Origin of the sequence: Pantoea septica (assembly GCF_002095575.1) — a bacterium.
Lineage (GTDB): Bacteria > Pseudomonadota > Gammaproteobacteria > Enterobacterales > Enterobacteriaceae > Pantoea > Pantoea septica.
Genome location: NZ_MLJJ01000022.1, coordinates 40,465 through 58,877, shown reverse-complemented (window position 1 = coordinate 58,877; position 18,413 = coordinate 40,465). Strand labels below are relative to the sequence as shown.

Annotated in this window: 20 protein-coding genes; 7 read left to right on the top strand and 13 right to left on the bottom strand. The window is 59.5% G+C overall.

Annotated features, from left to right (window positions below):
• The first annotated feature begins 1 nt into the window (after position 1).
• The 3 genes from artQ (at position 2) to HA46_RS13385 (ending at position 2,236) form a co-directional block, all read left to right on the top strand.
• The gene (gene artQ / locus HA46_RS13395; RefSeq protein WP_033789241.1) at positions 2 to 718 is read left to right on the top strand and encodes an arginine ABC transporter permease ArtQ; all 717 of its coding nucleotides are present in this window, start codon (positions 2 to 4) and stop codon (positions 716 to 718) included.
• Entirely contained in the window at positions 718 to 1,386 is a 669-nt protein-coding gene (artM, locus tag HA46_RS13390; protein WP_033789238.1) for an arginine ABC transporter permease ArtM, read from the top strand. The genes artQ and artM overlap by 1 nt, the downstream gene beginning before the upstream one ends.
• A 118-nt stretch (positions 1,387 to 1,504) precedes the next feature.
• Positions 1,505 to 2,236: an arginine ABC transporter substrate-binding protein gene (locus tag HA46_RS13385; protein ID WP_084884800.1), complete on the top strand. Its 732-nt coding sequence runs from the start codon at positions 1,505 to 1,507 to the stop codon at positions 2,234 to 2,236.
• A 63-nt stretch (positions 2,237 to 2,299) separates the two neighbouring features.
• Here the strand turns inward: HA46_RS13385 and rlmC are convergent, their stop codons facing one another.
• The 10 genes from rlmC to HA46_RS13335 form a co-directional block, all read right to left on the bottom strand.
• Positions 2,300 to 3,451 (bottom strand): 23S rRNA (uracil(747)-C(5))-methyltransferase RlmC, encoded by a 1,152-nt coding sequence (rlmC, locus tag HA46_RS13380; RefSeq protein WP_033789235.1) that lies wholly within the window; start codon positions 3,449 to 3,451, stop codon positions 2,300 to 2,302.
• 48 nt (positions 3,452 to 3,499) lie between these two features.
• Positions 3,500 to 3,967 (bottom strand): YbjO family protein, encoded by a 468-nt coding sequence (locus HA46_RS13375; protein WP_033789234.1) that lies wholly within the window; start codon positions 3,965 to 3,967, stop codon positions 3,500 to 3,502.
• Positions 3,968 to 4,040: 73 nt separating this feature from the next.
• Complete coding sequence (gene potI, locus HA46_RS13370) at positions 4,041 to 4,886, bottom strand: putrescine ABC transporter permease PotI (protein WP_033751365.1); 846 nt, start codon at positions 4,884 to 4,886, stop codon at positions 4,041 to 4,043.
• Entirely contained in the window at positions 4,883 to 5,848 is a 966-nt protein-coding gene (gene potH / locus HA46_RS13365; protein WP_033789232.1) for a putrescine ABC transporter permease PotH, read from the bottom strand. The genes potI and potH overlap by 4 nt, the downstream gene beginning before the upstream one ends.
• Positions 5,849 to 5,857: 9 nt before the next feature.
• On the bottom strand, positions 5,858 to 6,991 hold the full coding sequence (gene potG, locus HA46_RS13360; protein ID WP_096072867.1) for a putrescine ABC transporter ATP-binding subunit PotG: 1,134 nt from the start codon (positions 6,989 to 6,991) through the stop codon (positions 5,858 to 5,860).
• Between the two features lie 116 nt (positions 6,992 to 7,107).
• Positions 7,108 to 8,214 carry a spermidine/putrescine ABC transporter substrate-binding protein PotF gene (potF, locus tag HA46_RS13355; RefSeq protein WP_033789231.1) on the bottom strand — a complete coding sequence of 369 codons (1,107 nt, stop codon included), beginning with the start codon at positions 8,212 to 8,214 and terminating at the stop codon, positions 7,108 to 7,110.
• Between the two features lie 381 nt (positions 8,215 to 8,595).
• The gene (locus HA46_RS13350; RefSeq protein ID WP_033789230.1) at positions 8,596 to 9,075 is read right to left on the bottom strand and encodes a YbjN domain-containing protein; all 480 of its coding nucleotides are present in this window, start codon (positions 9,073 to 9,075) and stop codon (positions 8,596 to 8,598) included.
• A gap of 87 nt (positions 9,076 to 9,162) precedes the next feature.
• Positions 9,163 to 10,065 (bottom strand): 30S ribosomal protein S6--L-glutamate ligase, encoded by a 903-nt coding sequence (gene rimK, locus HA46_RS13345; RefSeq protein WP_033789560.1) that lies wholly within the window; start codon positions 10,063 to 10,065, stop codon positions 9,163 to 9,165.
• Between the two features lie 18 nt (positions 10,066 to 10,083).
• Positions 10,084 to 10,806 (bottom strand): oxygen-insensitive NADPH nitroreductase, encoded by a 723-nt coding sequence (gene nfsA / locus HA46_RS13340; protein WP_084884798.1) that lies wholly within the window; start codon positions 10,804 to 10,806, stop codon positions 10,084 to 10,086.
• Positions 10,806 to 11,075, bottom strand: coding sequence for a DUF1418 family protein (locus HA46_RS13335; RefSeq protein WP_033789226.1), 270 nt, complete (start codon positions 11,073 to 11,075; stop codon positions 10,806 to 10,808). Before HA46_RS13335 ends, nfsA begins: the two co-directional genes overlap by 1 nt.
• 194 nt (positions 11,076 to 11,269) lie before the next feature.
• On the opposite strand from HA46_RS13335, the gene HA46_RS13330 reads away from it, so the two are divergent.
• Positions 11,270 to 11,527, top strand: a complete 258-nt coding sequence (locus HA46_RS13330; protein WP_033751382.1) for a GrxA family glutaredoxin — start codon at positions 11,270 to 11,272, stop codon at positions 11,525 to 11,527.
• A gap of 52 nt (positions 11,528 to 11,579) precedes the next feature.
• Here HA46_RS13330 and ybjM read toward each other — a convergent pair whose 3' ends face one another.
• Positions 11,580 to 11,936 carry an inner membrane protein YbjM gene (gene ybjM, locus HA46_RS13325; RefSeq protein WP_033789558.1) on the bottom strand — a complete coding sequence of 119 codons (357 nt, stop codon included), beginning with the start codon at positions 11,934 to 11,936 and terminating at the stop codon, positions 11,580 to 11,582.
• 250 nt (positions 11,937 to 12,186) lie between these two features.
• Between ybjM and HA46_RS13320 the strand changes: the two genes are divergently transcribed.
• Both HA46_RS13320 and ybjG read left to right on the top strand, forming a co-directional pair.
• Positions 12,187 to 13,875, top strand: a complete 1,689-nt coding sequence (locus HA46_RS13320; protein WP_084884795.1) for an aspartate:alanine antiporter — start codon at positions 12,187 to 12,189, stop codon at positions 13,873 to 13,875.
• Between the two features lie 326 nt (positions 13,876 to 14,201).
• Positions 14,202 to 14,807 carry an undecaprenyl-diphosphate phosphatase gene (gene ybjG, locus HA46_RS13315; protein WP_033789221.1) on the top strand — a complete coding sequence of 202 codons (606 nt, stop codon included), beginning with the start codon at positions 14,202 to 14,204 and terminating at the stop codon, positions 14,805 to 14,807.
• Between the two features lie 238 nt (positions 14,808 to 15,045).
• On the opposite strand, the gene HA46_RS13310 is transcribed toward ybjG, so the two are convergent.
• Positions 15,046 to 16,248 carry a serine hydrolase gene (locus HA46_RS13310; protein WP_084884793.1) on the bottom strand — a complete coding sequence of 401 codons (1,203 nt, stop codon included), beginning with the start codon at positions 16,246 to 16,248 and terminating at the stop codon, positions 15,046 to 15,048.
• A gap of 266 nt (positions 16,249 to 16,514) precedes the next feature.
• Between HA46_RS13310 and HA46_RS13305 the strand changes: the two genes are divergently transcribed.
• Complete coding sequence (locus tag HA46_RS13305; protein ID WP_084884790.1) at positions 16,515 to 17,171, top strand: HAD family hydrolase; 657 nt, start codon at positions 16,515 to 16,517, stop codon at positions 17,169 to 17,171.
• On the opposite strand, the gene HA46_RS13300 is transcribed toward HA46_RS13305, so the two are convergent.
• A complete protein-coding gene (locus HA46_RS13300; protein WP_084884787.1) occupies positions 17,172 to 18,305 on the bottom strand; it encodes a PQQ-dependent sugar dehydrogenase in 1,134 nt (377 codons plus the stop codon). It abuts the gene before it with no gap.
• Between the last annotated feature and the right edge of the window lie 108 nt (positions 18,306 to 18,413).

The window sequence follows — 18,413 nt, the reverse complement described above, 5'->3', positions numbered from 1 at the left end:
CATGAGTGAGTTCTATCCTCTCGCCAGCGCCGCCGGCATGACCGTCGGCCTCGCTGTTTGCGCCCTGATCGCCGGCCTTGCGCTGGCGATGATTTTCGCCGGCTGGGAATCGCTGCGCATCAAGCCGCTGGCGTGGATCGGCACGGCGCTGGTGACGCTGATCCGCGGCCTGCCGGAAATCCTGGTGGTGCTGTTTATCTATTTTGGCGCCTCGCAGCTGCTGCTGGTGCTCTCCGACGGCTTTACCCTCAATTTCGGCCTGTTTCAGCTGCCGGTGCAGGTAGAGATTGAGAACTTCGACGTCAGCCCTTTTCTGTGCGGCGTGATTGCGCTGGCGATTCTCTACTCCGCCTACGCCTCGCAAACCCTGCGCGGCGCGCTAAAGGCGGTGCCGCAGGGGCAGTGGGAGTCGGGTCAGGCGCTGGGCATGAAGACGTCCGCCATCTTCCTGCGTCTGATCATGCCGCAGATGTGGCGCCACGCGCTGCCCGGGCTCGGCAACCAGTGGCTGGTGCTGCTAAAGGATACCGCGCTGGTGTCGCTGATCAGCGTTAACGATCTGATGCTGCAGACCAAGAGCATTGCGACCCGCACGCAGGAGCCTTTTACCTGGTTTCTGATCGCCGCGGCTATCTATCTGGTGATTACGCTGCTGAGCCAGGCGGTGCTGCGCCGTATTGAGCTGCGCACCACCCGCTTCGAGCGAGGGAATAGCTGATGCTGAGCTACCTGCCTGAAATCCTGAAAGGGCTACACACCAGCCTGACGCTCACCCTGGCGTCGCTGCTGGTGGCGCTGGCGCTGGCGCTGCTCTTCACCGTGGTGCTGTCGCTGAAAACGCCGCTGCTTAATCCGCTGGTGAAAATCTACATCACCCTGTTTACCGGCACGCCGCTGCTGGTGCAGATTTTTCTGATCTACTACGGTCCCGGCCAGTTTCCCAGCCTGCAGAGCGTTCCCTGGCTGTGGCATCTGCTGTCGCAACCCTGGCTGTGCGCCATGCTGGCGCTGTCGCTTAACAGCGCTGCCTATACCACGCAGCTGTTTTACGGCGCGATGCGCGCCATCCCGTCAGGTCAGTGGCAGTCCTGCGCGGCACTCGGGATGAACCGCAAAGATACGCTGCGCATTCTGCTGCCCTATGCGTTTAAGCGCGCCCTCTCCTCCTATTCCAACGAGGTGGTGCTGGTATTCAAAGGCACCTCACTCGCCTATACCATTACGCTGATGGAAGTGATGGGCCACGGCCAGCTGCTTTACGGCCGCACCTACGATGTGATGGTTTTTGCTGCCGCAGGGCTGGTCTATCTGGTGGTAAACGGCCTGCTGACGCTGATGATGCGGCTGATTGAAAGGCGCGCGCTCGCCTTTGAGCGCAGAAGTTAATATCCAGGCGAGCAATGCTCGCCTTTTTCATTTTTTACTCACAAATATTGCATAAAGATTCATTTACTGGCATCGTGTCAACCGTTCCGCCTCTGGCATGGTTTTCAGGAGTAATACGATGAAAAAATGGATCCTTGCCGCCGCGCTGGCGACGCTGACCCTGAGCGCCCAAGCGGCGGAGACAATCCGCTTCGCCTCTTCCGCCACCTATCCTCCGTTTGAATCGCTGGATCGCGATAATCAGATCGTGGGATACGATATCGATTTGGCTAAAGCGCTCTGTCAGCAAATGCAGGCGGAGTGCACCTTTACCAATAACGCTTTCGACAGCCTGATCCCTTCGCTGAAGTTTCGCCGCTTTGACGCCGTGATCTCCGGTATGGATATCACCGACGAGCGCAGCAAGCAGGTCGATTTCACGCAGCCCTATTACGCCAACTCCGCCATCGTCATCGCGCGCAAAGGCAAGTTCAGCGATTTCGCCTCGCTCAAGGGCAAACGTATCGGGGTAGAAAACGGCACCACGCACCAGAAATATCTGCAGGAGAAGCATCCCGAGATCGTTACCGTCGCCTATGACAGCTATCAAAACGCCATTCTCGATATGAAAAATGGGCGTCTTGACGGCGTATTTGGCGATACGGCAGTGGTGAACCAGTGGCTGAAAACCAACGCCGATTTAGCGCCGGTCGGCGAGCACGTGACGGATAAGGCTTACTTCGGCACCGGCCTGGGCATTGCGGTGCGTAAAGGCAACGACGCGCTGCGCGACAGGCTCAACGCCGCGCTGGCGACGCTGAAGAGCAACGGCGCCCTTCAGCAGCTCAATCAGAAATGGTTCCCTGAGTAATACGCTATTATGGGCTGGCGGACGGGCGTCCGGGCGGTTCTGCATCGTTCCTGGCTCAGGGGCTCAGGACGCTGGCCCACCCTCTTGCGCGCTACGGCGCGTCAGCAGGCAGAGCACTTCGAAGTGCGCGGTATGCGGAAACATGTCGAACAACTGCACGCGCGTCACGCGATAATCCGCCAGCCGCGCGATATCCTGCGCCATGCTCTCTGGATTGCAGCTTGAGTAGAGAATGTTATCCGGCGCCATGCGGCTGAGGTAGTCACACAGCGCGGCGCCGATGCCGCGCCGCGGCGGGTTGACCAGCACCAAATCGGGCACCGCGTCGCGCCCGGTGGCGAAGGCGGTTGAATCCAGCGCGGCAAAATTGACCTTTTCCAGCCCAAGCATCTCGGCCGATCGCTGCGCGCAGGCGATCGCCTCGGCGCTGATCTCAATGCCGGTCAGCTGCATCTGCGGCGTGGCGCAGTGCAGGCCGAAGCCGCCGACGCCGCAGAAAAGATCCCACATGCTGCCAATGTGCAGCTCGCCGACCCAGTCGCGCGCAGCGGCGTAAAGCGCGGCGGCGACCTGCGGGTTGGTCTGGAAAAAACTCTGCGGACGGATCCAGAGCGGCACCTGATTAAAATTTTCCGCCAGCGACTGCGACGCCGTCAGCGCAATCTCCTCATCCCCTTCCAGAATCGCCATGTGCACCGGCTGTATATTCGCGGAGATGACTTTCAGCTGCGGCAGCTGCTGCTGCAGCCAGGGCAGCGCGGCGCGCAGCTGGTCCAGCTTCTCTCGGGAGCGCAGCACAAAGCGCAGCATCATGCCGCCCTGGGTGCTTTCGGTAAGCAGCAGGAACTTCAGCTCGCCGCGCCTGCGCGCCACGTTATAAGGAGTTAAGCCCGCGCGGGCGATAAAGGGCTTCAGCGCGGCGAAAACCGGCGCGAAACTCTCTGGATAGAGCGGACAGGCGCAGAGATCTACCGCGCTGCCGTCGCGCTGCACCATGCCCAGCACCGGGCGCTCTACGCTGCCGCTGACCACCATCTTCGCCTTATTGCGAAAAGCCTGCTGCGCCGAGGTGACCGGCGGCAGCCACTGCGCTACCGGCTGCTGCGCCAGCAGCGACTTCAGCCGCGACTGCTTGTCGCTGAGCTGCTGCGAATAGGGTTTTTCCAGCCACTGGCATGAGCGGCAGCGATCGGCGTCATAAAGCGCGCATTGCATGGGGTAAGGCCTGTGTCATTCAAGGAGGTCGGGCGGAGCGCGATTGTATCACCGCTTACGGAAAAATGCGCGGCTGGCGGCCGGCACGAACAACAGGCCGAGCACCAGCAGATCGGGCAGCTTTTGCATCAGCGTATGGTGAACGATCTGCGCGTTGTTCGCGCCGCTGATGCTGAAAATCTCCGGATAGATAGCGCCGGTAGAGGCCAGCAGCATATAGAACAGCACCACCAGCTGAGTCGCGGCGAAGCCCCAGCGACCGCGATTGCTGCCGCGCAGCAGCAGAAAGGCGCAGCGCAGCTCATAGAAAAAGATCAGCTGACTGGCGATAAAGATAAGCGTGGAGTCCCAGGCCTGCGCGCTGCGGTGCACGAAGTTCGCTATCTCCTCCAGACCCAGCTCGTTCGCCAGCATCAGCACGCTCAGGCAGCGCGTCGCGATAATGGCGATGCCCGCCACCGTCACCGGCACGGGCGCAAGAGAGATAAAATCGCCTTTTTTCAGGGTTTCGGACATGGCCAGGCTCCATCACTGCACGCAGACGGGCGGAAAAATCCGCCCGCCTTTATAGTGGCAAAAATCAGGGATTTCAGCCACGTCTGGCCTTCTGAATATCACGAATACGCTGTTTTTCTTCGTGCGCCATCCAGCGCCAGGCGATAAAGCCCACCAGTCCGACCACAAACAGGATCAGCGACGCCAGCGCGTTAATCTCCGGGTTCACGCCGCGCCGCACCGTAGCGAAGATCGCCATCGGCAAGGTGGTCGCGCCTGGCCCGGTAACGAAGCTGGCGATCACCAGATCGTCCAGCGACAGCGTAAAGGCGAGCAGCCAGCCGGTGACGATCGCCGGGGCGATCATCGGTACGGTAATCACGAAGAACACCTTAAGCGGCGTCGCCCCCAGGTCCATCGCCGCCTCTTCAATCGAGCGATCCAGCTCGCGCAGGCGCGAGTTGATCACCACCGCCACATAGGCGGTGCAGAAGGTGACGTGCGCCAGCCAGATAGTCAGCATGCCGCGGTCGCTCGGCCAGCCGAAGGCGTTGCCCATAGCGACAAAGAGCAGCAGCAGCGACAGGCCGGTGATCACGTCGGGCATCACCAGCGGCGCGGTCAGCATAAAGGCGAAGCCGGTATGGCCGCGGAAGCGGCCAAAGCGCACCACCACCACCGCCGCCATGGTGCCGAGCACCACCGCCATGGTGGCGCTCAGCGCGGCGATGGTGAGGCTGAGCCCAACCGCGTCCAGCATGGCGCTGTCCTGAAACAGCACGCGATACCAGTGAAACGAGAAGCTCTCCCACACCGTTACCAGCTGCGAGCTGTTGAAGGAGTAGACTACCAGCAGCAGCATCGGCGCATAGAGAAACAGGAAGCCGCAGATCAGTATGGCGGTGCGCCACGGCGAGCGAATCGCAGGCAGCTGATTCATGCCTTTTCTCCCATTTCACGGTTTTGATGCTTGTGGAACCAGACGATCGGCAGGATCAAAATCAGCAGGATAATCACCGCCAGCGCCGAGGCGACAGGCCAGTCGCGGTTGTTAAAGAACTCCTGCCACAGGATGCGGCCGATCATAATGCTGTCCGGGCCGCCCAGCAGTTCCGGGATCACGTACTCGCCCACCGCCGGAATAAACACCAGCATCGAACCGGCGATAATGCCGCCTTTAGTCAGCGGCACGATGACGCTGAAAAAGGTCTTCAGCGGCTTCGCGCCGAGATCGAGCGAGGCTTCCACCAGCGAGTAGTCAATGCGCGTCAGCGCGGTATAGATCGGCAGCACCATAAAGGGCAGATAGCAGTAAACGATGCCGATATAGACCGCCGTATTGGTATAGAGGATCACCAGCGGATGATCGATAACGCCCAGCCACATCAGGAACCGGTTCAGGATGCCGTTATTGTTGAGCAGCCCCATCCAGGCGTAGACGCGCACCAGAAACGAGGTCCACGACGGCAGGATCACCAGCAGCAGCAGGATGGTCCGCATCGAGGGCTTGCTGTGCGCCACCGCCCAGGCGAGCGGGTAGCCGACCAGCAGGCAGATCAGCGTCGAGATCGCCGCCACTTTCAGCGACTGCAGATAGGCGTCCACGTAGAGCGGATCGTCGGTGAGCGTCAGGTAGTTGCCGAAATTCAGCACCACGTTGAGCTGATCGTCGGCCCAGCTAATCAGCTCGGTATAGGGCGGGATCGCGCGCGCGATATCGGCGAAGCTGATCTTCAGCACGATTAAAAACGGCAGCAGGAAAAAGAGCACCAGCCAGACGTAAGGCAGCGCGATCGCCAGCTTGCGGCCGTGGCGCATTTTCATGCGCGTCGCCCAGCGCTGCAGCGGCGTGCCGGCCAGCCAGGCGCGCGCCGGTTTGCTGGAGTGAAAAAGTTGGCTCATCGCATCTCCTCAGGCGGTCAGCACGACGCAGCTGTCGACATCCCAGCAGAGGCGCACTTCGTCGCCCCAGGTCGGCAATCCTTTACGGAAACGGTGGGCGTTCTGCAGCTGGGCGCTGATCATCTGCCCGCTTTTCAGACGCACGTGAAAGATAGAAAGATCGCCGAGATAGGCGATATGCACCACTTCCCCGACGGCGAAGTTGTAGCCGTCCGCCGGCACCTCGTCGCACAGCATCACTTTCTCCGGGCGCAGCGCCACGTGCACCGGCACGTTATCCGGCACCGAGACGTCGGAGTCGACCTTCAGCGGATGCACCAGCCCAGGGCTGTCGATCACCAGGCCATCCTCCTGACGTTCGCGCAGCAGTCCGCTGAAGACGTTCACCGAGCCGATAAACTCGGCGCTGTAGACGGTGGTCGGATGCTCGTAAATCTCTTCCGGTTCGCCGATCTGCACAAACTTGCCGCGGTTCATAATGGCGATGCGGCCCGCCATGGTCATCGCCTCTTCCTGGTCGTGGGTCACCATGACGCAGGTCGCGCCGACGCGCTCCAGAATATCCACCACTTCCAGCTGCATGCGGTCGCGCAGTTTTTTATCGAGCGCGCCCATCGGCTCGTCGAGCAGCAGCAGCTTGGGACGCTTCGCCAGGCTGCGCGCCAGCGCCACGCGCTGCCGCTGGCCGCCGGAGAGCTGATGCGGCTTGCGCTTCGCGAACTCCTGCATATGCACCAGCGCCAGCATCTCCTGCACCCGCGCCGTAATTTCGCCTTTCGGCAGTTTGTCCTGCTTCAGGCCGAAGGCGATGTTCTGCTCTACCGTCATGTGCGGAAAGAGCGCGTAAGACTGAAACATCATGTTTACCGGACGCTGGTAGGGCGGCACGTGAGAAAGATCCTGACCGTCCAGCACAATCTGGCCGCTGGTCGGCGGCTCGAAACCCGCCAGCATGCGCAGCAGCGTCGATTTTCCGCAGCCGGAGGCGCCGAGCAGCGCGAAAATTTCGCCTTTATAGATGGTCAGGCTGACATCGTCCACGGCGTGCTGTCCGTCGAACGATTTGGTCAGGTTGCGGATCTCCAGCAAGGGCGTTAACGCCTTTGCGGTTTTAGGTTGGGGACGAGGGATCGCGTCGTTCACTAACAGTTCACTCCGGTCTACGCGGAACGGCTAAGCCAGCCGCTAAAAAAGAGAAAACAGAGGCCAGCGCAGCGCCTCTGTTCCAGGTTGTAAATTGCGAATGCGCAAAAAGCCGCTTATTTCCCGCTTTTCACTCGCGTCCACGCACGGGTGCGCGCGCGATCCAGCTTCGGATCCTGCACTTTCAGCACGAACAGCTTCGACATCGCTTCTGGCGTCGGGAAGATGCCCGGATTGTTGCGGATATCGGCATTGATCAGCGGCAGCGACGCCTTGTTACCGTTAGCGTAGGACATCTTATTGGAAACGTCGGCAATCACTTTCGGATCCATGATGTAGTTCAGCCATTGGTAGGCCGCGTCGAGGTTTTTCGCGTCTTTCGGGATCGCCATCATATCGAAGAAGGCAAGCGCGCCCTCTTTCGGCACGCTGTAGGCGAGATGCACGCCGTTTTTCGCCTGCTCGGCGCGATTTTTCGCCTGCAGGATATCGCCCGACCAGCCGATAGCGACGCAGGTGTTGCCGTTCGCCAGATCGTTAATGTACTGCGACGAGTGGAAGTAGCGAATGCTGGGGCGCAGCTTCAGCAGCAGATCGGTCGCCGCGCCGGAGTAATCTTTCGCGTCTGAACTGTTGGGATCTTTGCCTAGGTAATTCAACACGGTGGCGAAAATCTCCTCCGGCGCGTCAAGGAAAGAGACGCCGCAGCTTTTCAGCTTCTCAAGGTTTTCCGGCTTCAGCACCAGATCCCAGCTGTTGACCGGCGCGTCGGCGCCCAGCGCCGCCTTGACCTTGTCGACGTTATAACCGATGCCGGTGGTGCCCCAGAGATAAGGAATGGCGTATTTGTTATCGGGATCGTGCTGCGCCACTTTTTTCATCAGCTCAGGATCGAGATTCTTGTAGTTCGGCAGTTTGCTCTTATCCAGCGGCTGGAATACGCCGGACTGCAGCTGGCGCGCCAGGAAGCTGGAGGATGGCACCACCACGTCGTAGCCGGTGCTGCCCGCCATCAGTTTGCCTTCCAGCACTTCGTTGGAGTCGAAGACGTCGTAGACCACCTTAATGCCGGAGGCTTTTTCAAAATTCGGCACCGTATCCGCCGAGATATAATCTGACCAGTTATAAACATGCAGCGTTTTATCTTCCGCCATCGATCCTGCAGAGGCGACCATCAGTACGCCGGTAACCGCAGCTGACAACCATTTTTTTTGATTGAACATCTTTTTATTTCCTCCTGAGCGGATCGTCACGGCCTGGCGAAAGCGAATGCCAGCGCTGCGAGCTGTGCGTCAATTCACAGACACAATGAATCAATATTCATTGAGAGTTTAATAGTAAAAACTGATACCTGCGCTGCGAATCCACGTCTCATGCAGCCCCGCAAGAATAGCCCCGCTCCCCTGCCGCTACCATACCCCAGCGTAAAAAACGCCTTTTAGCGACAGGTTATGCATGTTTGTGCTATGTGGTCTGGCAGGAACGGCACAAACCACGAGAAATATCTGGCATTAAAGGGCAAAATGCAGAATAAAAAATGGTGGGGCAAAAATGAAAACTGCCGCATAAAGCGGCAGTTAAAGCGGGGCGGAAAAACGGCTGGCTTAGTGCAGCAGCGAGTGGCTGAAGCTGACCGGCGCACGCTCTTCTTCTTCGCCCATCATCAGCAGATTATTGGCAAACGCTTCCATGATTACCATAGAGACCTGCTCTTCGCTCTGCTTCATAAAGCTGGCGAACTGGCCGAAGGTCAACCCGGCGCTGGTCGCCAGGGACTGGCAGACAATCAGCTTCGGCAGGTTGTCGTCCTGAATGTCGACAAAGGCTTTTACCGTCAGCGAGCTGGCGTTGATCTGCGACAGATCGCCGACCAGCGGGATCAGCGCCGTCGGCTTCACTTCCGCCAGCGCGGAAAAGAGAATAACGTTGTCGACCAGATCGATTTTGGCGTCGAACACCCCATCGAAATTTTGCATGTGCGGCAGATGAAGTGCCTGACAGGCATCACATTCGAACCAGGTGATATTTTGCTGATCCAGCCAGCGACGCAACAGGTCGATATCCGGAACGACAAGAGAATCCATCGTAGTGTCCCAAGGGGTGAATAAACAGGCGACTAACCTTACGGAAAAAATGCGCCTGACGCTACGAAAACCGCTGAAAAGCGCGGGTCAGCCGCCGGTTTTAAGACTGAAACCGGGCAGAGCGTTGCGCTCTGTCCAGTCGATCATCAGGCCGGCGATATCGATGCCGGTGCTGGTTTCGATCCCTTCCAGGCCGGGTGAGGCGTTTACCTCCATCACCAGGGGGCCGCGATGCGCGCGCAAAATATCGACGCCCGCCACGTCCAGCCCCAGCGTCGCGGCCGCTTTGACCGCGATGGCGCGCTCCTGCGGCGTAATCTCCACCGGATGCGCTTTGCCGCCGCGATGCAGATTAGAGCGGAAATCGCCCTCTTTCGCCTCGCGCTCGATCGCCGCCACCACTTCGCCGCCAATCACCAGGCAGCGCACGTCGCGTCCCTGCGCCTCCTGGATAAACTCCTGCACCAGAATATGGGCGTTCAGGCCGCGAAAGGCGTCGATGACGCTCTCCGCCGCCTGCCGCGTCTCCGCTAGCACCACGCCGATGCCCTGCGTGCCCTCTACCAGCTTCACCACCAGCGGCGCGCCGCCGACCATGGCGATGAGATCTTGAGTATCGTCCGGCGACGAGGCGAAGCCGGTCACCGGCATATCGATACCCTGACGCGCCAGCAGCTGCAGCGAGCGCAGCTTGTCGCGCGCGCGGGCGATCGCCAGCGACTCGTTGAGCGGATAGCTGCCGCACATCTCGAACTGGCGCAGCACCGCCGTGCCGTAGAAGGTGGCGGCGGAGCCGATCCGCGGAATGACCGCGTCGAAATGGCCGAGCGGCTCGCCGCGGTAGTGCACTGCCGGCGAGGCGGGGTTGATATTCATGTAGCAGGAGAGCGGATCGATGATTTGAATCTCATGCCCGCGCTGCTCGGCAACTTCGCGCAAGCGTCGGCAAGAGTAAAGTTGTCCGTCGCGCGACAGGATAGCGATTTTCATCATCGAACCTCTTCAGAATTAACGCGTCGCCCAGCCCTGCTGGTGCAGGTAATCGAGCATAAAGGGGCGCGTCTCTTTGACGATCAGACGCTGAATGAGTTCGCTCCAGGTCTCGCTGCGCTGATTGCTGTCGCGCTGCTCGTAGTAGATCGCCGTGCGGCTGTCGTAGTCGGCCAGCACCTGCGGATCGACCGGCTGATAATGATTTTCATGCACCAGCATCGCCTGCGGCAGGCGCGGCTTAAGGTCAGGCACGGCAGAAGGATAGCCGATGCAGAAGCCGAACAGCGGCAGCACGAATTTCGGCAGGCCGAGCAGCTCGGTCACCTGCGCGATATTGTTGCGGATGCCGCCGATAAAGACGCCGCCCAGCCCAAGAGATTCGGCGGCGACCATGGCGTTTTGCGCCATCAGCGCGGTATCGACGCAGCCCAGCAGCAGCTGCTCGGCGCGACCCAACTGGGCATCAGGGCAAATCTGCAGGTGGCGGTTGAAATCAGCGCAGAATACCCAGAACTCCGCCGCGTCCGCTACCCACTGCTGACCGCCGGTCAGCGTTACCAGCTGCTGGCGCAGCGCGGGATCGGTAATGCGAATAATGGAGGAGCACTGAAGAAAGCTGGAGGTGGACGCCGATTGCGCCGCGGCGATAATCGCCTCACGCTGTTCCGCGCCGATCGCCTGGTCGGTAAAGGCACGAATGGAACGGTGGCTGCACAATAGATCGATAGTCGGTGTCATTAAGGTCTCCGGCGAGTGTCATTTTTATTAACGGCGCGACCGAACAGCTGCGGCGCCATCGCTTGCGCGGTGCGCCATATCATCAGCCAGGCGGCGGGCAGCATCAGCAGAATGCCGATAATCAGCAGCGCGGTCGCCAGCGTCTTGCCGTCAGCGTGCGCGGGCAGCGGCAGCCAGCGGTTAGCCAGCAGCAGCGCGCACAGCGTCAGCAGGCCGCCTAGCGCCTCCATGATCAGCAGAGCTTTGGGTAAACGCGCCAGATTCGGCATAGCATTCTCCTGGGTCGCACCGGGTTCAGGTCGTCAATTATGGTCAAGGTTCACAGACTTGCATAGACGACGCGCATCAGACTAACAGGCATTTCCTGCTTCCTTTAAGCGGTTTGAGCGGGCATCATGTTGACCATCCACCTTGAGCTTGTGTGACATGGGTCACATAAATAGCCTGAATTAAGGAGCTTTTCATGGTTACTGTCATTTTTGGTCGTCCTGGCTGCCCCTATTGCGTACGTGCGAAAGAGCTGGCCGACAAGCTCAGCGCCGAGCGCGACGACTTTAGCTACCAGTATGTGGATATCCAGGCGGAAGGCATTACCAAAGCGGATCTGGAGAAAAGCGCGGGCAAACCCGTCACCACCGTACCGCAGATTTTCATCGACGAGCAGCATATCGGCGGCTACACCGACTTCGCTGCCTGGACCAAAGAAAACCTGAGCGCATAAGATTTTTTCGCCAGCATAACGGGCCGACACGGCCCGTTTTTTCGTTCTGGCGTCAGCGCCAGACGATGCGCGCCAGACGCACCAGCAGCGCGCCGCTGCCCGCCCAGAAGAGCGCGCTCAGGCTCCAGACCGACAGGGTCAGCCAGCTGGTGTGGGCCAGCAGCGAGTTGTTGAGCAGCAGAACGCCGAGCAATGTGCCCCAGAGCGCCATCAGCAGCGTGCTTTTCAGCGGACTCTCCGCGTGCAGCAGCGCCATTACCGCGCCCGGCAGCAAAAAAAGCAGCAGCTCAGGCTGCCCGCCCAGCGGCGCATTGATCACCAGCCAGTAACGATGCGCATAAATAAACACCAGACTGTAGAGCGCAACGCCAAGCGTCGCACTGGTCCAGCGTAAGGAACGCTGTGGCATATCACCCCACTTATTGAAAATCATCACAATGACAACAACCTGCCGCGATCTCTGGTGGAAATAAAATGAAACAGGCCGTTAGCGGTATGAAATTTTAAGCTAATGGCTGAGGGTGATTTTTATGATTAGAATACCTGCCGTCTAAGAGTGACCTGTTAAAATCTGGCAGCAGGCTCACTGCGCGGCCTGCACAAGATAGCGAAAAACAGGCCTTCCATCAATAGGTTACAAGTAAACAAGAAGTTAAACAGTGAACATAAACGTCGCAGATTTGTTAAGCGGAAATGACGTTCTGTTATTATTTGTCGTTTTAGCACTCGGTCTTTGCCTGGGCAAATTGCGCCTGGGATCAGTGCAGTTGGGAAATTCCATCGGCGTATTAGTCGTTTCTTTATTACTCGGCCAACAACACTTCGCGATAAATACCGCCGCATTGAGCCTCGGCTTTATGTTATTTATTTTTTGCGTCGGCGTAGAAGCGGGCCCCAACTTTTTTTCTATTTTCTTCCGCGACGGTAAAAACTATTTTCTGCTGGCGATCGTCATGGTGCTCAGCGCCCTGCTGCTGGCGCTAGGCTTCGGCAAACTTTTCGGCTGGGATATCGGCATGACGGCGGGGATGCTGGCGGGTTCAATGACCTCGACGCCGGTGCTGGTGGGCGCGGGCGACACCCTGCGACAGAGCATCAGCGACGGTGGGCAACTGGCGCTGATGCAGGATCACCTTTCGCTCGGCTACGCCCTGACCTATCTGATAGGTCTGGTGAGCCTGATTTTCGGCGCGCGCTATCTGCCGCGGCTGCAACATCAGGATCTGCCCACCTGCGCCCAGCAAATCGCGCGCGAGCGCGGCCTGGACGCCGACAGCCAGCGCAAAGTCTTTCTGCCGGTCATCCGCGCCTACCGCGTCGGGCCGGAGCTGGTGGCGTGGAGCGGCGGCAAGAACCTGCGCGAGCTGGGTATCTATCGCCAGACCGGCTGCTATATCGAACGTATTCGCCGCAACGGCATTCTCGCCAGCCCGGACGGTGACGCGGTGCTGCAGCTCGGCGACGAGATTTCGCTGGTGGGTTATCCAGACGCCCATGCGCGGCTCGACGCCAGCTTTCGCAACGGCAAAGAGGTATTTGACCGCGATCTGCTCGATATGCGCATCGTGACGGAAGAGATTGTGGTGAAAAACCACAATGCCGTGAATAAGCGCCTCAGCAAACTCAATCTCACCGATCACGGCTGCTTTTTGAACCGGGTAATCCGCAGTCAGATCGAGATGCCAATCGACGACAGCATTATGCTGCACAAAGGCGATATCCTGCAGGTCAGCGGCGAGGCGAAGCGCGTGAAAAATGTGGCGGATCGCATCGGCTTTATCGCGATTCACAGCCAGGTGACCGATCTGCTGGCGTTCTGCGCCTTCTTTATCGTCGGGCTAATGATCGGGCTGATTACCTTTCAGTTCAGCAACTTCAGCTTCGGCATCGGCAACGCCGCCGGGCTGCTGTTCGCCGGCATTATGCTCGGCTTTTTGCGCGCCAACCATCCCACCTTCGGCTATATCCCGCAGGGTGCGCTAACCATGGTGAAAGAATTCGGGCTGATGGTGTTTATGGCGGGCGTCGGGCTGAGCGCCGGCAGCGGCATCAACCAGGGCCTCGGCAGTGAAGGCGCGCTAATGCTGCTGTGCGGTCTGCTGGTGAGCCTGCTGCCGGTAGTGATCTGCTATCTGTTCGGCGCCTACGTGCTGCGCATGAACCGCGCGCTGCTGTTCGGCGCGATTATGGGCGCGCGCACCTGCGCGCCGGCAATGGAGATTATCTGCGACACGGCGCGCAGCAATATTCCGGCGCTGGGCTATGCGGGCACCTACGCCATCGCCAACGTGCTGCTGACGCTGGCGGGCACGCTGATTGTGATTATCTGGCCGAATTTGCCCTTATAAAATTTTTTTGACTCAGTCCAGAACTTTTTTGTTAAGGGTGAGTCTGAATAAGTGCCACTGCTTTTCTTTGAAATCCCCAAATTGTGGAGCCCGCCAGCTTTTTGCTGACGGGTTTTTTTATGCCTGCGGTTTACCCGGCCGCAGCAGGCAGACGCATAAGGGATGCGCACGTTGTCACTGAACTTAAACCGTTCTGAAACCTGCGCGTCATTTAAGAGCCGGCGCTATATATCCCGACGCGCGGCGTCGCCAGAATAGGTCTTTTCATTGACATTTTGTGCGCAGCGGCGAACGGGCGCAGACATACCACGAGGATTTCTTACCCTATGGAAGCGTTTAACCACTCTCTGTTTTTATCCATTAACGCGACGCCCGATTCGCCCGGCTGGCTGCTGGCGCTGGCCACCTTTATCGCCAAAGATCTGATCGCCATCGTGCCGCTGCTGATTGTCGCGCTCTGGCTGTGGGGGCCGCGCGACCAGGTAAAACTGCAGCGCGTGCTGGTGCTGAAAACCGGCATGGCCTTGATTTACGCCCTTGCTATCTCCTGGTGCGTCGGCCAGCTTTTCCCTCATCCGCGGCCGTTCGCTATCGGGCTCGGGTATCAGTTTCTGCACCATGCGCCTGACGACTCTTATCCGAGCGATCACGGCACCACTATTTTCACCTTCGCGCTGGCGTTTATCTTCTGGCATCGCCTCTGGTCAGGCGTAATCCTGATGGCGCTTGGCACCGCCATCGCCTGGTCGCGCGTCTATCTCGGCGTGCACTGGCCGATGGATATGCTGGGCGGATTTCTGGTGGGGCTGCTCGGCTGTCTGGCGTCGCATCTCGCCTGGCAGGGATATGGCGCGCGCATGCTGGCGACTTTTAACGCCGCCTACCGCGCGCTGTTCGCCCTGCCGATACGCAAGGGCTGGATCCAGGATTAAGCAAACTGGCAGCGCGCTGGCCTCAAAGCTGATGGCGCTGACAGGCAATCCCTTAGTCTGAAAGCGGATGGCATAGTGCTGTCGCGAGTAGCAGGGCCCGATCGCAAAGTCGCTCAAGGCATCCCTGCGCGCTCGGCCCGCGGCATCCCTGCCGCGGGACGCTTTGCTCTTCGAGCCCTGCTACCCGCTCCCTGCACTCCGCAGCCGTTTGCCTGAAAAGACTAACGGCCGGCATTACTTAACTAAACCACTTGCCGAACAGGGAGTGGAACTGCATCAGCACGAAATCGACGATGCGGCTGAAGAAATTGCCCTCCGATACCTCCTCCATCACTACCAGCGGCCGCTGTTCGATGGTTTTGCCGTCAAGCTGGAAATCGATGGTGCCCACCACCTGATTTTTCTTTAACGGCGCTTCAAGCTGCGGCGTAGTGAGGGTATAGCTCGCCTTCAGGTTCTTCATCTGCCCTTTCGGCAGCGTCAGCGCGGCATCCTTCTCGACGCCGAGGTTGACCTCTTTGCGATCGCCGAACCAGACGCGCTGCTGGGCAAATGGCTTATCCGCCTTAATTGGCGTCACGGTTTCAAAAAAGCGGAAACCCCAGGTCAGCAGCTTCTCGCTCTCGCGGAAGCGCGCGGCGTCGGTGGCGGTGCCGAGCACCACGGAGATCAGCCGCATACCGTTCTCGGTCGCGGAGGCCACCAGGTTATTACCGGCGCCAGAGGTGTGGCCGGTCTTGATGCCGTCGACCTGCAGGTTGGTGCTCCAGAGCAGCCGGTTGCGGTTCATCTGGCGAATATGGTTGAAGGTAAACTCTTTCTCTTTATTCAGCGCATACTCTTCCGGCACGTCGCGGATCAGCGCCTGGCCAATCAGCGCCATATCGCGCGCCGTGCTGTACTGCCCTTCTGCATCCAGCCCGTGCACCGTCATAAAGTGGGTGTTTTTCAGCCCGAACGCCTTAACGTAGTTGTTCATCAGGCCGATAAAGGCGTCCTGGCTGCCGGCGACATAGTCCCCCAGCGCGATGCAGGCGTCATTGCCTGACTGAATAACAATGCCTTTATTCAGCTCCGACACCGGAATGCGGTCGCCGGGCTTGAGGAACATCAGCGAAGAGCCTTTCAGTTTGGGATTGCCGGTCGCCCAGGCATCCTGGCCGATGGTCACCATATCGTCGCGCTTGATTTTGCCCGACTTCAGCGCCTGACCGACGACATAGCTGGTCATCATCTTAGTCAGACTGGCGGGATCGAGTCGGTCGTCCGCATTGCCCTCCGCCAGCACCTTGCCGCTGGCGTAATCCATTAATATCCACGCTTTGGCCTCGACCTGAGGGGGTGCAGGCGCATCCACAGCGAAAGCAACGGGGGCGATAAACAGCAGTAACGAGGCGGCGGCGGCATGCCGTAAGCGGCGTGAAGAGCGAATAGTTGTCATGTGCGAGGAAATTCCATGTTAAATCGCGGTTTTAAGGCAAAAACCTACAGAGTGAAACGCTACCCTCTGCAGCGCATGAAAAAAACCGCCCAACCGTAAAGTTTTATAGAGTTTAGTAGAGTAACCCTGGCGTGCGCCGGGCGCGTCTACCAGTTTCGCGCGCGTGCGGCGCACAGGAAAGCCGGTGAAATTCCGATTTTTCGCAGAAGGGTTAAGACCGTCACAAAATTCTGCCAGGCTGTTGTGAGTCTACAGAGGAGACCACCATGGACTTAGCCGTATTCGATCTCGACGAAACCGTCATCTGCGCAGACAGCACTGGGCTGTGGCTGCGCTGGCTGGTGTCGCAGGGCTTTGCCCGTGAAGCGCTGCTGGCGCAAGAGCAGGCGCTGATGGCGGAGTACTACGCCGGCACGCTGGCGATGGAAGATTATATGGCGCTGACGCTTTCGCCGCTGGCCGGTCTGGCGGCGCCGACCGTGGCGGGCTGGGTGCGCCGCTGGATCCAGCGCGACATTCTGCCTCGCGTCTATCCTGAAGCGCGCGCCCGCATCGACTGGCACCAGCAGCGCGGCGACAAAGTGGTGATCTGCTCCGCCAGCGGCGAACATCTGGTGACGCCAATCGCTGAACGGCTGGGCGCGCACGGCGCGCTGGCGATCGGCGTTGAGGTGGTGGATGACCGCTACAGCGGCCAGACCTACGGCACCATGACCTATAAAGAGGGCAAGGTCGCCCGACTGAGCGACTGGCGCGCCCTGCAGCAAGAGCAGGATTTCGCGCATACCTGGGCCTATAGCGACTCGATGAACGACCTGCCGCTGCTGGCGCAGGCCGATCATGCGCTCGTCATTAATCCGGATGCGCTGCTGCATCAGGAGGCGCTGAACCGCGGCTGGCAAGTCTGCCGCTGGGCGCGCTGATTAACCGCGGGACGCGCCGCCCGCCTCGACGAGTCCCACCTTCAGCAGCTTGCCGTTGTCGCTGTCGGTGAGCACGTAGAGATAGCCGTCCGGCCCCTGACGCACGTCGCGGATACGCTCGCCGCGATCCGTAAGCAGACGCTGCGTCTCAACGACTTTTTCGCCGTTGAGGCTAAGCCGTATCAGGCTCATATCCTTAAGCGCGCCAATAAACAGCGAGTTTTTCCACTGCGGAAAGCGCGCGCTGTTATAAAAGGCCATGCCGCTCACCGCAGGCGACTGTTTCCAGTAAAACACCGGTTGCTCAGTGCCCTCCACGTGCGATCCTTTCGACTCCGGTACCTTGCTGCCGTTGTAGTCGATGCCCCAGGTCGCCAGCGGCCAGCCGTAGTTTTTGCCTTTCTGCGGAATATTCACCTCGTCACCGCCGCGCGGGCCGTGCTCGCTTTCCCATATCTGCTGCGTCCAGGGATTCAGCGCCAGCCCCTGCGGATTGCGCAGGCCGTAGGCCCAAATCTCCGGGCGCGCGCCGCTGCGGCCGACGAAAGGATTATCTTGCGGCACGCTGCCGTCCTGATTCAGCCGCAGGATTTTGCCGGTCAGCTTGTCGAGATCCTGCGCGCTGCCGCTGTGAAAGTTATCGCCGAAAACGATATAGAGATAGCCGTCGCGGTCGAAGGCCATACGCGTGCCGAGGTTATTGCCCGCCGAAAGCGCAGGCGTCTGCCGGATCACCGGCCTGAAGCCGGTCAGTCGCCGGTTGTCTGCGCTGAGCTGGCCGTAACCGACCACAGCGCCCAGTTCGCCGCTGCTGCTGGCTTCGGTATAGCTGAGCCACACGCGGCGGCTCTGCGCGAAGTCCGGCGCCAGCACCACGTCGAGCAGTCCCGCCTGGCGGCGCACCGCCGCTTTCGGCACCCCTTCGATCGGCTGCGACAGGCCGCTGTCGGGCCGCCAGCTGCGCAGCTCTCCGCTCCGTTCGGTTATCAGTAGCGTCTGATTGTCCGGCAGAAACGCCACTGACCAGGGATGATTAAGCTTGTCCTGCAAAACCTGAACCTGCAGCTCCTCCGCCAGCGCGGGGAGAGTAAACAGCGCGCCGCCGAGTAGCAGCGCGGCAGTCAGTCGGGCCATAGTGTGCTCCAGTCGTCAGGGGATGAGCTTAAGCGTAGCCAGCGCGACAAGATAATGTTCAGGCTTTACAAAAGATTAAAGAAGGCTTCCCTGCCCTCGGCGCGCGAC